This window comes from Micromonospora sp. CA-111912 (assembly GCF_050948415.1).
In the GTDB taxonomy this organism is placed as follows: Bacteria; Actinomycetota; Actinomycetes; order Mycobacteriales; family Micromonosporaceae; genus Micromonospora.
This window is the reverse complement of sequence record NZ_CP192007.1, coordinates 6,626,325-6,640,133: the sequence shown is the minus strand read 5'-3', so window position 1 is coordinate 6,640,133 and position 13,809 is coordinate 6,626,325. Positions and strand designations below refer to the sequence as shown.

12 protein-coding genes, 1 pseudogene and 1 riboswitch are annotated in these 13,809 nt (G+C 73.7%); of the genes and pseudogenes, 7 read left to right on the top strand and 6 right to left on the bottom strand.

From position 1 onward, the window contains the following. Window positions 1-6 precede the first annotated feature (6 nt). Entirely contained in the window at window positions 7-1,278 is a 1,272-nt protein-coding gene (locus ACQPZO_RS28250; protein ID WP_433344935.1) for an aminotransferase class V-fold PLP-dependent enzyme, read from the bottom strand. Between the two features lie 47 nt (window positions 1,279-1,325). Then, window positions 1,326-1,445: riboswitch (SAM riboswitch) on the bottom strand. A gap of 24 nt (window positions 1,446-1,469) precedes the next feature. Between ACQPZO_RS28250 and ACQPZO_RS28245 the strand changes: the two genes are divergently transcribed. Continuing rightward, window positions 1,470-2,963, top strand: coding sequence for a PrsW family intramembrane metalloprotease (locus tag ACQPZO_RS28245; RefSeq protein WP_433344933.1), 1,494 nt, complete (start codon window positions 1,470-1,472; stop codon window positions 2,961-2,963). A gap of 74 nt (window positions 2,964-3,037) precedes the next feature. On the opposite strand, the gene ACQPZO_RS28240 is transcribed toward ACQPZO_RS28245, so the two are convergent. Together ACQPZO_RS28240 and ACQPZO_RS28235 are read right to left on the bottom strand one after the other, a co-directional pair. Continuing rightward, window positions 3,038-3,205 (bottom strand): hypothetical protein, encoded by a 168-nt coding sequence (locus tag ACQPZO_RS28240; RefSeq protein ID WP_350888362.1) that lies wholly within the window; start codon window positions 3,203-3,205, stop codon window positions 3,038-3,040. 137 nt (window positions 3,206-3,342) lie between these two features. Beyond that, window positions 3,343-3,690: a GroES family chaperonin gene (locus tag ACQPZO_RS28235; RefSeq protein ID WP_387014582.1), complete on the bottom strand. Its 348-nt coding sequence runs from the start codon at window positions 3,688-3,690 to the stop codon at window positions 3,343-3,345. 142 nt (window positions 3,691-3,832) lie between these two features. Between ACQPZO_RS28235 and ACQPZO_RS28230 the strand changes: the two genes are divergently transcribed. Continuing rightward, entirely contained in the window at window positions 3,833-5,194 is a 1,362-nt protein-coding gene (locus ACQPZO_RS28230) for an AI-2E family transporter (protein ID WP_433344932.1), read from the top strand. A 74-nt stretch (window positions 5,195-5,268) separates the two neighbouring features. Here the strand turns inward: ACQPZO_RS28230 and ACQPZO_RS28225 are convergent. Then, window positions 5,269-7,458 (bottom strand): annotated as a pseudogene (locus tag ACQPZO_RS28225) (ATP-dependent DNA helicase); the annotation flags it as partial. A gap of 110 nt (window positions 7,459-7,568) precedes the next feature. Here ACQPZO_RS28225 and ACQPZO_RS28220 point away from each other — a divergent pair. The 4 genes from ACQPZO_RS28220 (at window position 7,569) to ACQPZO_RS28205 (ending at window position 10,961) form a co-directional block, all read left to right on the top strand. Beyond that, window positions 7,569-8,075: a DUF402 domain-containing protein gene (locus tag ACQPZO_RS28220; RefSeq protein ID WP_433344930.1), complete on the top strand. Its 507-nt coding sequence runs from the start codon at window positions 7,569-7,571 to the stop codon at window positions 8,073-8,075. Window positions 8,076-8,211: 136 nt separating this feature from the next. Then, window positions 8,212-9,168: a PPK2 family polyphosphate kinase gene (locus ACQPZO_RS28215; protein WP_433344929.1), complete on the top strand. Its 957-nt coding sequence runs from the start codon at window positions 8,212-8,214 to the stop codon at window positions 9,166-9,168. A gap of 154 nt (window positions 9,169-9,322) precedes the next feature. Then, on the top strand, window positions 9,323-9,949 hold the full coding sequence (locus ACQPZO_RS28210) for a DUF47 domain-containing protein (RefSeq protein ID WP_161686268.1): 627 nt from the start codon (window positions 9,323-9,325) through the stop codon (window positions 9,947-9,949). A gap of 4 nt (window positions 9,950-9,953) precedes the next feature. After that, the gene (locus ACQPZO_RS28205; RefSeq protein WP_405115956.1) at window positions 9,954-10,961 is read left to right on the top strand and encodes an inorganic phosphate transporter; all 1,008 of its coding nucleotides are present in this window, start codon (window positions 9,954-9,956) and stop codon (window positions 10,959-10,961) included. A 47-nt stretch (window positions 10,962-11,008) separates the two neighbouring features. Here the strand turns inward: ACQPZO_RS28205 and ACQPZO_RS28200 are convergent, their stop codons facing one another. Then, window positions 11,009-11,977 carry a Gfo/Idh/MocA family protein gene (locus tag ACQPZO_RS28200; protein ID WP_433344928.1) on the bottom strand — a complete coding sequence of 323 codons (969 nt, stop codon included), beginning with the start codon at window positions 11,975-11,977 and terminating at the stop codon, window positions 11,009-11,011. 81 nt (window positions 11,978-12,058) lie between these two features. On the opposite strand from ACQPZO_RS28200, the gene ACQPZO_RS28195 reads away from it, so the two are divergent. Beyond that, window positions 12,059-12,892, top strand: coding sequence for an NUDIX hydrolase (locus ACQPZO_RS28195; RefSeq protein ID WP_433344926.1), 834 nt, complete (start codon window positions 12,059-12,061; stop codon window positions 12,890-12,892). Window positions 12,893-13,023: 131 nt separating this feature from the next. On the opposite strand, the gene pstB is transcribed toward ACQPZO_RS28195, so the two are convergent. Beyond that, a complete protein-coding gene (gene pstB / locus ACQPZO_RS28190; RefSeq protein ID WP_433344924.1) occupies window positions 13,024-13,800 on the bottom strand; it encodes a phosphate ABC transporter ATP-binding protein PstB in 777 nt (258 codons plus the stop codon). Window positions 13,801-13,809: the final 9 nt, after the last annotated feature.

Genomic DNA, 13,809 nt, shown 5'->3' with positions numbered 1-13,809 from the left:
GCGCGCTCAGCCCAGCTCGGCGAGGGCGGTGAGCAGGCTCTCGACATGCACCGGCGTGCTGCCCAGGCCGATGCTGGCCCGCAGGGCGGTCGGGGGCAGGTTCCGGTGCCCACTGCGCGCGGCGGCCTCGGTGAGCAGCCGACGGGCCAGGGGATGGGCGCAGAACAACCCGTCGCGGACCCCGATGTCGTACCGAATGGCCAGCTCCGCCGCGACCTCGGCCGAGTCCCGGCCGGCCAGCACGAACGAGACGATGCCCACCCGGGGCGAGTCCGGGCCGAAGGTGCGCAGCTCCACCACGTGCGGCAGGGCGGCCAGCCCGTCCCGCAGCCGGGCCAGCAGCGTCTGCTCGCGGGCGTGCAGCGCGACCCGGTCCGCCCCGGCCAGCGCCGCGCACACCGAGGCGAGCGCGACCGCGCCGAGCAGGTTGGGGGTGCCGGCCTCGTGCCGGGCCGGGCCGGTGGCCCAGCGCACATCGTGGGTGGCGGCGCCGACGTGACTGGTGGCGCCCCCACCGGCCAGGTACGGCGGGGCCGCGTCCAGCCAGTCGCCCCGGCCGAGCAGCACCCCCGCGCCGAACGGCGCGTACAGCTTGTGCCCGGAGACGGCCAGATAGTCCACGTCCAGCGCGGCCACGTCGACCGGGGTGTGCGGGGCGAGTTGGGCGGCGTCCACCGCGATCCGGGCGCCGTGCCGGCGGGCCACCCGGGCCAGCTCGGCCACCGGCCAGCGCTCGCCGGTCACGTTGCTCGCCCCGGTCACCGCCACCAGCACCGGCGGGTGGGCGGTGGCGCCCCGGCGCAGCTCGGTCAGCGCCGCGTCCAACGCCCGGACCGCCTCGGCGGGGGCGGCCGGCACCGGCAGCCGCACCGAGCCGCGCGGCCAGGGCAGCAGGTTGGCGTGGTGCTCCCCGGCGAACGTCACCACCGTGGTCCCGGCGGGCAGGGTCCGGGCCAGCAGGTTCAGCGCGTCGGTGGTGTTGCGGGTGAACACCACGTGGTCGCCGGCGCGGGCGCCGAAGAAGTCGCCGATCGTCTGCCGGGCCCGCTCGTACTCCAGGGTGCAGCGCCGCGACAGCGCGCCGGCACCGCGGTGCACGCTGGCGTACCAGGGAAGCAGCTCGGCCACCGCGTCGGCCGCGGCCCGCGCGCACGGCGCGCTGGCGGCGTAGTCCAGGTTGATCTGGCCCGGCACGCCAAGCACGTCGAGCGGCCGCGACGACGCCGGCACGGTCCGCGCGGGCAGTGGCGTGAGCGAGGGTACGAGGGTGACGGTCATGGCACGACCTCCGGGTCCGGGGACCCCGGGTGACACCACCGGGACGGGGTCCGCGCTTGCCCAGCGCCGGACAGGGCTGGGCCCGGTCATCACCCGGGGCACCCCACCGCGAACTCGACGAGGGTTGCCGGCCAGCAAGCCGGGGCTTGACGCTGGCGCTCGTGACCTGACGACAGGGTAACGGTCGACCGATGCGGCCGGAACAGCCGGCGGGGGATGACTACGCTGATGTAATGGCCGACACCCCGCCCGGCGGCGCCGCGTCGCCGTGGACCCCGCACGATCTCCCTTCGCAGCCCGGTGGGGCCGCCCCCCGGATGCCGGTGCGCCGGCTGGGTTGGCGGCGGGTCCTGGTGGTGGTCCTGGTGGTGCTGCTGATCGCGGCGTGCGCGGTCTACATGCTCTTCAAGCTCGGCTTCAACCTGGGGCCGGAGGCGCTGCTGATCGGCGTGGTCGCCGCGATCCTCCCGGTGCCGGTGCTGGTCTCCTGCTTCCTGTGGCTGGACAGGTACGAGCCGGAGCCGTTGAAGTATCTGATCTTCTGCTTCGTCTGGGGCGCGTTCGTCTCCACGGCCGCCTCGCTGACCGTCAACGGGTTCTTCGCCGCCCGGTTCGCCGACTGGGGGCTGCCCGACGCGTTGACCGCGGTGCTGGTCGCCCCGTTCATCGAGGAGCTGACCAAGGCGCTCGGCCCGATCCTGCTGCTGATCTTCCGCCGCCGGGAATGGTCCGGCATCACCGACGGCCTGGTCTACTGCGGGCTGTCGGCGGTCGGCTTCGCCATGGTGGAGAACATCCTCTACCTGGGCGGTTACGGCTACGCCTCCGGCGTCAACGAGTACGGTCCGGCGACCGGGGCGCGGCAGGTCATCGCGATCTTCATCGTCCGGATCCTGCTGTTCGGCTTCGCCCACCCGCTGTTCACCTCGATGACCGGCGTGGGTCTCGGCATCGCCGCCCGGACCGCGGATCGTCGGGTGCGCTTCCTCGCCCCGGTCGCGGGCCTGCTGCTGGCGATGATGCTGCACGGCACCTGGAACCTGCTGCCGTCGCTGGCCCAGGCCACCGGGCAGACGACGGTCGCCCTGTACGGCTACCTCGGGGTGATGGTGCCGATCTTCTTCGGCATGGTCGGGTTGGCGGTCTGGCTGCGCGGCTGGGAGGGGCGGCTGACCGAGCGCACCCTGCCCGACTACGTGCGGGCCGGGTGGCTGACCCCGCCGGAGGTGGCGGCGCTGGGCAGCCTGGGCCGGCGGCACGCCGCCCGGACCTGGGCCCGGCGGGTGGCCGGCGACGCGGGGGTGAAGGCGATGCGCGGGTACCAGTTCTCCGCCACCCGGCTGGCGCTGCTGCGCGACGGGATGCACCGAGGGCTGGACCGCCGGCCGGCCGACCGGGAACGGACCGCGTGGGAGGAACGGGAGCTGCTGGACGCGATCACCGCGTACCGGTCCTTCTTCGTCGGCCGGGATCCGCAGGTGCCGGTCGGGAGCTGGGACGGCCACCGCTACCACCTGCGGTTCCCCGACGGGTCGCAGCGGCCGGTCGACGCCCCGGACGAACCCGTGGTGCCGATCCCGGTGGTGCTCGCCCCGCCGCCGCCCCCGGCCCACCCGGGGCCTTACGGCCCGCCCGGCTGGTACGGCGCCCGCCCGGCCGCCCCCTGGCCACCGGGCGCCGCCTGACGGGCGGGTCGGCCGGTCAGGCGGGTGCCGCCCGACGGGGCGGGTCGGCCGGTCAGGCGGGGCGGGTCGGCCGGTCAGGTCATCAGGCCGGTGAGGAAGTCACCGATGCCCACGGCCATCGCCGCCAGGCCCGCCCCGATCGCCTTGCACATCTGCGCCGCGCTGTCCGGCCGGAAAGCCACGAAGTAGATCAGGAACGCGACGCTTCCCCAGAGGAGAACCTTCTTCACGAATACCGGCACGATCCCTCCCCAGGGCGCTGGACGTGCCTGGCTTCCCGTAGCGGGCAGCCGCAAACGACGCGTCGCCGACCGGGGCGGACGACGGCGGAGGCCGGGACGGACCCCGGGGGAGGAAGCGGAAGGGCCTGCCGGAGGCGTTACAGGTACAGGCCGGTGGAGCCGTTCGACTCCGACTCGATCCGCTCGGCGGCGACGGCGTGCACGTCCCGCTCGCGCAGCAGGACGTACCCCCGGCCGTGCAGTTCGACCTCGGAGCGGTCGTCGGGGTCGAAGAGCACCCGGTCACCGGAGACGATCGAGCGGACGTGCGGCCCCACGCCCACGGCGGTCGCCCAGGCCAGCCGCTTACCCACGGCGGCGGTCGCCGGGATCACGATGCCGGCGGTGGAGCGGCGCTCACCCTCGCTGCCGTCCACCTTCACCAGCACGCGGTCGTGCAGTAGACGGATCGGCAGGCCGGAGTCGAGGTTCTGGTCGGCGGTCACGGACGGAACGGTACCGCGTCCGGCCGGGCCGCCCCGGGGGTGGTTGCGCGGACGCCGGCCGGGGCAATGTGTGGCGGAACCGCCCTAGGCTGGGGCGACGGAAGTATCCTGTCCCCCCTGTCCTTCGGGCAGGTTGATTCTGATGCGGGAGGTGCGCTTGAGCCGCTTCGAGCGGGTACGCGGACGGCTCCGCCGCGCGTACGAGTCGGGCCGGGAGTCGGTGCGGCGGGCCCGCGCCGACCCGACCACCGTCGCCGACGGGGGACCGGGCCGCGCCGTGGCGACGGGCGGCGTCGACTCCACCGGGGAGGCCGGGGTGGCGTCCCCCACCTCGCCGGGCCCGGCGGCCCCGCCGTCGGCGACGGTGGTCGGCGCCGAGCCGCCCGCCGCGATGCACAACTCCACCGCCAGCCGGGACGACGCCGACGTGCCGCACGCCCTGCGGATCGCCGCCGCCTGGTCGTGGCGGCTGATCGTCGTCGGTGTGGTGTTCTGGGCGCTGTTGAAGATCATCGCCACCATCAGCATCGTGATCATCCCGTTGGCCATCGCGCTGCTGCTCTCGGCGCTGCTCGCGCCGGCCGTCGGCTGGCTGCTGCGGGCGCGGCTGCCCCGCTCGCTGGCCACGGCGGTGGTGCTGGTCGGCGGCCTGGCTGGCGTCATCGGCACGCTGACGCTGGTGGTGAACGAGTTCATCAAGGGCGTGCCGGAGCTGAGCAAGAAGTCGTCCGAGGGCGTCCGGCAGATCCAGGACTGGCTCAAGACCGGTCCGCTGCACCTGTCCGACAGCCAGCTCACCCGGTACATCGACGAGGCGCAGGACTGGATCAACAACAACACCGAGAAGTTCACCAGTGGGGCCGTCTCCACCGCGGCGACCCTGGCCGAGGTGCTGACCGGCATCGTGCTGGTGCTCTTCGCCACCTTCTTCTTCCTGCGTGACGGCAGCCGGATCTGGCGCTTCATGGTCCGTCTGCTGCCGGTGGCCGCCCGGTGGAAGGTCGACGACGCCGGCCGGGCGTCCTGGGAGACCCTGGGCGCCTACGTCCGGGCCACCGTGCTGGTCGCGTTCATCGACGCCGTCGGCATCGGCGCCTTCCTGGTCGTCTTCGACATCCCGTTCGCGTTCCCGCTGGCCGCGCTGGTCTTCCTCGGGGCGTTCATCCCGATCGTCGGTGCGGCGCTCTCCGGCGTCGTCGCGGTGCTGGTCGCGCTGGTCGACAGCGGCCCGGTCACCGCGCTGATCATCCTGGGCGTGGTGATCGGCGTGCAGCAGGTCGAGGGGCACATCCTCCAGCCGCTGATCATGGGCCGGGCGGTGGCCATCCACCCGCTCGCGGTGATCATCGGCATCGCGGCGGGCGTGGTGCTCGCCGGAATCACCGGGGCGCTGGTCTCGGTGCCGCTGATCGCGGTGCTCAACACGGCGGTCCGTCGGCTCGCCGCGCGTACCGTGCCGGACACACCGCCGGACGCCGTGGTGGTCGCCTCGAGGGCACCCTGACCGTCCCGTGGAGCCACCGGGCCCGTCCCCGCCGCCGCGCGGGGGCGGGCCCGTCTCTTGCCGGACGCGTACGGTCAGGACCGGCCGAGGCGTTCCAGGGCGCCCCGGGCGACCTCGGGGCGGGTGGTGTACCAGAACGGGGGCAGCGAGCGGCGCAGGAACGGGCCGTAGCCGCGCGCCGTCTCCAGCCGCGAGTCGAGCACCGCGACCACGCCCCGGTCCCCGGTGGCCCGGATCAGCCGGCCCACCCCCTGGGCCAGCCGGACGGCGGCGATCGGCACGCTCACCGCGGCGAAGCCGGAGCCGCCGCCCGAGTCCACGGCTGCGGCGCGGGCCGCCGCGAGCGGCTCGTCCGGGCGGGGGAAGGGCAGCCGGTCGATCACCACGAGCTGGCAGGCGTCGCCCGGCACGTCCACGCCCTGCCACAGCGACATCACCCCGAACAGGCAGCTCGACCGCTCCTCGCGGAACCTCCGGACCAGCAGCGGCAGCGACTCCTCGCCCTGGAGCAGCACCGGCAGGTCGGTCCGCGCCCGCAGCAGCTCCGCCGCCTGCTGCGCGGCCCGCCGCGAGGAGAAGAGCCCGAGGGTACGCCCACCGAGCGCGCCGACCAGCGCCAGCAGCTCCTCGCCGGCCGCCTCGGGCAGCCCGGAGACGCTGGGGCGGGGCAGGTGCGCGGCGACGTACAGGATGCCCTGCCGGGCGTAGTCGAAGGGCGAGCCGACGTCGAGCGACCGCCAGCCCGGCCCCTCGGTGGCCGGGACGGTGCCGGTGGTGGGGCGGCTGCCCGGCGCGGCGGCGACCGGGGCGGCACCGGGCGGGGCGTCACCACGGGCCGTGGCGACGGCCAGCGCGGCGGCGGCCGGGGACGGCGGGGAGGGCGTCGGCGCGTCCAGGCCCAGCGCCCGGGCCACCGTGTCGAACCGGCCGCCCAGCGCCAGGGTCGCCGAGGTGGCGACGACGGTGCGCTCGTCGTAGAGGTGGGTGGCGAGGGTGCCGGCGACCGAGAGCGGGGCCACCACCAGCGCCCGGCGGCTGTTGTTGTCCGGCTTCTCCACCCAGGCCACGTCGTGCTCGGCCTCCTCCAGGAGCCGCTGGGCGGTGGTGGACAGCTCGTCCAGCACCGCCTTGGCCTGCTGCTTGCGTACCGGGTCCGGGTCGTCGGACTTGACGTCGCCGATCGCGTCCAGGGCGGCCCGGGTGGCCGCGTCGAGCAGCGTGCACGCCTCGCGCAGCGGCCCCGGCAGCCCGGCGGTGAGCCGGCCCGCCGGCACCTCGGCCAGCCCGGCGGCGAGGGTGCCACCGGCCTCGGTGAGCCGCTCGGCGACCTCGGGGCGCAGCAGCGGCCGGACCCGCCGGGCGGCCCGGTCGATCAGCTCCGGCACCAGCTCGGCCTGGGCGGCGGAGGAGACCCGGTCGGCCAGCTCGTGCGCCTCGTCCACGATGAGCAGCTTGTGCGGCGGCACGATGTGCCGCCCGGCGAGCATGTCGACGGCGAGCAGGCTGTGGTTGGTGACCACGAGGTCGGCCTCGCGGGCCCGGGCCCGGGACGCCTCGGCGAAGCACTCCGCGCCGAACGGGCAGCGGGACGCCCCGACGCACTCCCGGGCCGGCATGGACACCAGCCGCCATGCCTGGTCGTCGACGCCCGGGTCCAGCTCGTCCCGGTCGCCGGTGTCGGTCTCCAGCGCCCAGTCCCGCAGCCGCTGGATCTGCTTGCCCATCCGGCCGGCCTCGCCGAGCCACTTCCCGCCCCCTCCGCCGGCCCGGGGCTCCACGGCGTCGAAGAGGGTGTCCGTCGGCTCGTCCTCGGTCGAGTTGTCCAGCCGGGCCAGGCAGAGGTAGTGGTGCCGCCCCTTGAGCACCGCGAAGGTGGGCCGGCGGCCGAGCACCGGCTCCACCGCGTCGGCGAGCCGGGGCAGGTCGTGGTCGACGAGCTGGGACTGCAACGCCAGGGTCGCGGTGGAGACCACCACCGGGCCGTCCACGGTCAGCGCCGGGGTCAGGTAGGCCAGCGACTTGCCGGTGCCGGTGCCGGCCTGCACCAGCAGGTGCTCGCGGGAGGTCACGCACTCCTCGATCGCGGTGGCCATCTCCTGCTGGCCGGGGCGGGCCGCCCCGCCGGGGACCGCGCCGACCGCTGCCGCGAGCAGCTCCCCGGCGCTCGCCCGCTTCCCGCGCCGCCGGGATGCGCTGCGGGGGAGGGCGGAACCGAAAGCGGTGCGCGGCGGAGTCACCGTGCGACGGTACCCGCCGCCGTCGACGCCGGGCACGCCCCGCCCCGCGTGGCGGGGTCACCCTACGGAATCCCACGGGCCGCATCCGGTTACTTCTCCCGCGCGATCGATGGGCGGTATCGACTAGGGTGCGACTCATGCCGAGCGACGTGGTCCGCGTGATCTACCGCAAGTACGACGGCAGCGCCCACCGCGACTACCCGGCCCATCGGCTGGCCGAGGACGACCTCGGCGTCTGGCTCGGCGTGCCCACCGGCACCGAGTCGGTCTACCACGGCCGGCCCTCGGTGGAACAGATCCCCTTCGTGTTGCTGGTGCCACGGCACGCCTGGTGGACGGGGATGTTCAACCCGCCGCCGCGGACCAGCGAGGTCTACTGCGACATCACCACCCCGGCCCGGTGGGAGGGCGACGACACCGTCCACCTGATCGACTTGGACCTGGACGTGGTGCGCCGCCGGGGGACCGGGCTGGTCGAGCTGCGCGACGAGGACGAGTTCGCCGAGCACCGGGAGCGCTTCGGCTACCCGGCCGACCTGGTCGCCGAGGCCGAGGCCGCGTCCCGCCGACTGCTGGTCGCGCTCGGCGACGGCAGCGAGCCGTTTGCGGCGTCGTACCGGAAGTGGCTGGCCCTGGTGCTCTGAGCCCGCCCTCCGGCCGGGGCGTCACCGGCGCGGTGGCCAGGCCCCCCGCTTCCCGAGGCCCCCCACCCCCGAACGTGACCCCCACCCCTCGGGCGCTCACCGGGCGGGAGCGGGTGAGGTGGGCGATGATCCGGGGATGGACGCGTTCGGTGGAGTGGAGGTCGTGGCGCCGGAGGGCGGCACGGTGCGGGAGTTGCTGCGGGTGGGCGGCGGGGCGGTGGACCTGGGGGCGGTCGATCCCCGGTCGACGCCGGGGCTGCCCGCGGCGGCGGGCCGCGGCAGCGCCCGCAAGGTGTGGGCGCGACAGCAGGTGGAGTTGGCCGGCGCGGGGCTGGGGCGACAGCAGGAGATGCTGTTCGCCGCGGCCAAGGGCGCGGCCGGGCCGAATGCCCCGGCGAGCGCCCCGACGACCGCCGGCGAGGGCCTGGGACGGGGTCGCCCCCGGCGGGTGCTGCTGGTGCTCCAGGCCATGGACTGCGGTGGCAAGGACGGCACCATCAAGCGGGTGGCCGGCGTGATGAATCCGCTCGGGCTGCACATCCGCTCGTTCGGCCCGCCTACGGCCGCGGAGCGGCGGCACGACTTCCTGCGGCGGGTCCGGCGTGCCGTGCCGCCGCCCGGGTACGTCGGGATCTTCAACCGCTCGCACTACGAGGACGTGCTGATCGCCCGGGTGGAGTCGCTGGTGCCGGAGGCCACCTGGCGGGCCCGGTACGACGAGATCAACGCCTTCGAGCGGGAGCTGACCGACGCCGGGGTGACCCTGGTCAAGGTGATGCTGCACATCTCGTACGCCGAGCAGGGGGAACGGCTGTCGGAGCGGCTGAGCGACCCGGCCAAGCACTGGAAGTACAACCCGAGCGACCTGGACTCCCGGGCCCGCTGGGACGACTACCAGGCCGCGTACGCCGAGGCCCTGGAGCGGTGCGGCACGGACGCCGCGCCCTGGTACGTGGTGCCGGCCGATCGGAAGTGGTACCGCGACTGGGCGGTGGCCCACCTGCTCGGGGAGACGTTCGGTGACCTGGATCTGGGGTATCCGGCGGCGGACTTCGACGTGGCGGCGGAGCGTAGGCGGTTGTGCGGCGATTGACCGGGTCAAGGTGAACGTCAGGTGAACGACCAGTAAATGGCGGCTGGCCGAGGGTGGGCCGAGGAATTCGTGGTTCTGCCGTTTCCTAGCATTCCCACTGCAGGCACCCCCGGGGCGTCCGCCGCCCTTCCACCGACACGACGAGGTCCAGGCTGTGAAGTTTTCCTTCCGCCCCACCGAGGGCGCCTTCTACGAGCTCTTCACCAGGGCCGCGCAGAACTTGGTGCGGGGTACCGCGCTGCTGAACGAGCTGGCCCTGCCCGGCGTGGACGTGCAGTCGGTCAGCGAGCGGCTCACCGAGGTCGAGCACGACAGCGACCAGATCACCCACGACCTGTACAAGAAGATCAACTCTACCTTCATCACCCCGTTCGACCGCGAGGACATCTACCGCCTGGGCTCGCTGCTCGACGACGTGATGGACCACCTGGAGGCCGTGGGCAACCTGCTCTACCTGTACGGGCTGACCAAGCTGCCGTCGCTCCCGCGTGAGCTGCACGACCTGGTCAACGTGCTGGACCAGCAGGCCAAGCTGACCGCCGAGGCGATGCCCCGGCTGAAGTCGATGAAGGACCTCGAGGACTACTGGATCGAGTGCAACCGGCTGGAGAACGACGGCGACCAGGTGTACCGGATGCTGCTGGTCCGCCTCTTCTCCGGCGAGTACGACGCCCTGACGGTGCTCAAGATGAAGGAGGTCGCCGACGAGCTGGAGGCGGCCTGCGACGCCTTCGAGCACGTGGCGAACACCGTCGAGACCATCGCGGTCAAGGAGTCCTGATCCTGTGACTCCCGAACTCATCGCCGTGCTGGCGGTGATCGCGGTGGCCCTGGCGTTCGACTACACCAACGGCTTCCACGACGCCGCCAACGCGATCGCGACCAGCGTCTCGACGCGCGCCCTGACCCCCCGGGTGGCGCTCGCCCTCGCCGCGGTCGGCAACTTCGTCGGCGCCCACTTCGGCGCCGGCGTCGCCAAGACCGTGGGTGACGGCCTGGTCACCCTGCCCACCGGGGTGGCCAGCCTGGGGGTGCTCTTCGCCGGGGTGCTCGGCGCGATCGCCTGGAACCTGATCACCTGGTACTTCGGCCTGCCGTCGTCGTCCTCGCACGCCTTGTTCGGCGGCCTGGTCGGGGCGACCCTGCTGTCGGCCGGCGGGGTGGTGCAGTGGATCACCATCGGCGAGAAGGTCCTGCTGCCGATGGTGCTCTCGCCGATCATCGGCCTGACCCTGGGCTACCTGCTGATGCTGGCGATCCTGTGGATCTTCCGCAACGGGCAGCCGGGCAAGCTCAACCGGGGCTTCCGCTGGGCGCAGACCGCGTCGGCGGCGGCCATGTCGGTCGGCCACGGCATGCAGGACGCCGCGAAGACCATGGGCATCGTGGTGCTCGCCCTCTACACCGGTGGCTTCCAGGACGACAAGAGCCACATCCCGGGCTGGGTGTTCTGGACCTCGGCGGCCATGCTGGCGGCCGGCACGTACGCCGGTGGCTGGCGGATCATCCGGACCCTGGGTCGCAAGATCATTGACCTGGGGCCGCCGGAGGGCTTCGCCGCCGAGGCGGTGGCCAGCGCGGTGCTCTACTTCAACGCCCTGGTGCTCAAGGCCCCGATCTCCACCACCCACACGATCACCTCGGCGATCATGGGCGTGGGGGCCACGAAACGGCTTTCCGCCGTGCGCTGGAACGTCGCCGGCAACATCGTGATCGCCTGGGTCATCACGTTCCCGGCCGCGGCGCTGATCTCCTGCGTCACGTACCTGCTGGTCCGCCCGCTCTTCGGCTGACAGCCGGTTCGGAGGGGCTCCCCGCGTCGACGGGGAGCCCCTCCGACTCACTTGTAGCGCACGCCGATCTGCTCGCGGACGGCGTCCAGCAGGGCCATCACCTCAAGGGTGGTCGAGTGCGGGACCAGCGGGCTCTCGGTCAGCCCCGCAGCGAGACAGCGCTGCACCTCGGCGGCCTCGTACTGGTAGCCGCCGCCGGTCAGGTCGGCGGGGATCGTCTCCGGGTCGGCCCCGGCCCGGTGCAGGGTCGCCGACGGCGGCCGGAAGAACGGCGCGGGCAGGTCGATCCGGCCGGCGGTGCCGGTGATCGAGGCGACCATCGGGGTGGCCCCGATCATGCCGCAGCTCAGCGTCGCCACCGCCCCCGAGTCGTACCCGAACACCATGCCGGTGTTCTCGTCGACCCCCTCCGGGCCGAGCTTCGCCCAGGCCCGGACGTGCTGCGGGACGCCGAGCAGCAGGTGGGCCAGGCTGACCGGGTAGACGCCCAGGTCGAGCAGGGCCCCGCCGCCGAGCGCGCGGGCCCGCATCCGGCTCTCCGGCGCGAACGGCCCGGCCGCCCCGAAGTCCGCCTGCACGCCGGTGACCCGCCCGATCGCCCCGTCGGCGATCAGCTCGACCACCCGCAGGATCAGCGGGTTCGTCCGCATCCACATGGCCTCCATGAGGAAGACCCCCCGGGTGCGGGCCGCCTCGACCAGTTCGGTGCTGTCCGCCAGGTCGAGGGTGAACGGCTTCTCCACCAGCACCGCCCGGCCGGCGGCCAGGCAGGTCATGGTCGCCTCGTGGTGCGCGACGTGCGGCGTGGCCACGTAGATCGCGTCCACCTCGTCGTCGGCGGCCAGTTCCGCCCAGGAGCCGTACGCCCGCTCCGCGCCGTGCTTGTCGGCGAACCGCCGCGCGCCCTCCGGCGTCCGCGAGCCGACCGCCACCAGCTCGGCTCCCGGCACCAGCCGGAGGTCCTCGGCGAAGCGGCCGGCGATGTGGCCGGTGGCCAGAATCCCCCAACGTGTCATGCGTCCACGCTAGTCGGGGCCGGTCCGGGCCCCGACGTCCGCCGAATCGGGCGGCCCACCCTGCGGGACTAGGCTCGACGCATGACGATCGACAGCGACGGCTTCGCCGCCCCGCCGGCCCTGGTCGAGCACGCCCGCCGGTTCCGCGCCGAGGGCAACCCGCCGGCGCGGCCCCGGGTCTCGGCCACCGTGCTGCTGCTCCGCCCGGCGGGCGTCGACTTCGAGGTGTACGTCATCCGCCGCGTCGCCGCGATGGTCTTCGGCGGCGTGTACGCCTTCCCCGGCGGCGGGGTGGACCCGTCGGACTCCCAGGCCCATCTCGACTGGGCCGGCCCCGAGCCGGCGGCGTGGGCCGGGCGGCTGGGCGTCGCGCCGGACGCCGCACAGGCCGTGGTGTGCGCCGCCGCCCGGGAGGTCTTCGAGGAGTCCGGGGTGCTGCTGGCCGGCCCGGACGCGGCGACCGTGGTGGGCGACGTCAGCGGCGACGACTGGGAGGCCGCGCGGCAGGACCTGGAGGCCCGCCGCCGGGGCTTCGCCGACCTGCTGGCCGGCCGGGGGCTCACCCTCCGGTCGGACCTGCTGCTGCCGTGGAGCCGGTGGATCACCCCGGAGTTCGAGCCGCGCCGCTTCGACACGTACTTCTTCGTGGCTCTGCTACCGCAGGGGCAACGGACCCGGGACGTCTCCGGGGAGGCCGACCACACGATGTGGGTCCGCCCGGCGGACGCCCTGGCCCGGGCGGAGGCCGGCGAGCTGACCATGCTGCCGCCGACCCTGGTCACCCTGGCCCAGGTGGCTGCCGCCGGTGACCTGGCCGGGGTGGCCCGCGCGTCCGCCACCCGCGACGCCGCCACCCCCATCACCCCCCGCCTGGACCTCCCGGAGACCGGCGAACCCCGCTTCGTGCTCGGCTAAACGCCCACCCCACCCCACCCCCTCCTCGCCGATCTTGCACTTTCGGCCCGGTCAAATCCGGCACACCGCTTAAAACGGGGGCCGCAACTGCAAGATCGACGGGGCGGGGCGGGGCGGGGCGGGGCGGGTTGTTAGCCGAAGCGGCCGGTGATGTAGTCCTCGGTCTTTTTTTGGGTCGGGTTGCTGAAGATCTTCTGGGTGTTGTCGTACTCGATGAGGCGGCCCGGGTCGCCGGTCTTCTCGATCGAGAAGAACGCGGTGCGGTCGGAGACGCGGGCGGCCTGCTGCATGTTGTGCGTGACGATGATGATGGTGAACTTGTCCTTGAGCTGGAACATCAGGTCCTCGATGGCCAGCGTGGAGATCGGGTCCAGCGCCGAGCAGGGCTCGTCCATCAGCACCACCTGCGGCTCGACCGCGATCGTCCGGGCGATGCAGAGCCGTTGCTGCTGACCGCCGGACAGGCCCGCGCCCGGCTTGCCGAGGCGGTCCTTCACCTCGTCCCACAGGTTCGCCGAGCGCAGCGCCCGCTCGGCGGCCTCGTCCAGGATCGACTTCTTCCGCACGCCGTTGAGCCGCAGCCCGGCCACCACGTTCTCGTGGATGCTCATGGTGGGGAACGGGTTCGGCCGCTGGAAGACCATGCCGATCGTCCGGCGCACGGCGGTGACGTCCACGTCGCGGTCGTAGATGTTCTGCCCGTCGATGGTGAGGTCGCCCTCGACCCGGGCCCCCGGCAGCACCTCGTGCATCCGGTTGATCGACCGCAGGAACGTCGACTTGCCGCAGCCGGACGGCCCGATCAGGGCGGTCACCGTCTTCGGCTCGACGGTCAGGTTGATGTTCTCGATCGCCTTGAAGGCGCCGTAGTAGGCGGTGACGTTCGAGGCGTCGATGCGCTTGGCCATGGTGGTGGT

What these genes read in the sequence shown, in the direction of transcription:
- ACQPZO_RS28215 (WP_433344929.1), top strand. Translation starts at nt 8,212, where the DNA reads ATGGACGCGTTCGGTGGAGTGGAGGTCGTGGCGCCGGAGGGCGGCACG.
- ACQPZO_RS28220 (WP_433344930.1), top strand. Translation starts at nt 7,569, where the DNA reads ATGCCGAGCGACGTGGTCCGCGTGATCTACCGCAAGTACGACGGCAGC.
- ACQPZO_RS28230 (WP_433344932.1), top strand. Translation starts at nt 3,833, where the DNA reads ATGCGGGAGGTGCGCTTGAGCCGCTTCGAGCGGGTACGCGGACGGCTC.
- ACQPZO_RS28195 (WP_433344926.1), top strand. Translation starts at nt 12,059, where the DNA reads ATGACGATCGACAGCGACGGCTTCGCCGCCCCGCCGGCCCTGGTCGAG.
- pstB (WP_433344924.1), bottom strand. Translation starts at nt 13,800, where the DNA reads ATGGCCAAGCGCATCGACGCCTCGAACGTCACCGCCTACTACGGCGCC.
- ACQPZO_RS28250 (WP_433344935.1), bottom strand. Translation starts at nt 1,278, where the DNA reads ATGACCGTCACCCTCGTACCCTCGCTCACGCCACTGCCCGCGCGGACC.
- ACQPZO_RS28245 (WP_433344933.1), top strand. Translation starts at nt 1,470, where the DNA reads ATGCGGCCGGAACAGCCGGCGGGGGATGACTACGCTGATGTAATGGCC.
- ACQPZO_RS28200 (WP_433344928.1), bottom strand. Translation starts at nt 11,977, where the DNA reads ATGACACGTTGGGGGATTCTGGCCACCGGCCACATCGCCGGCCGCTTC.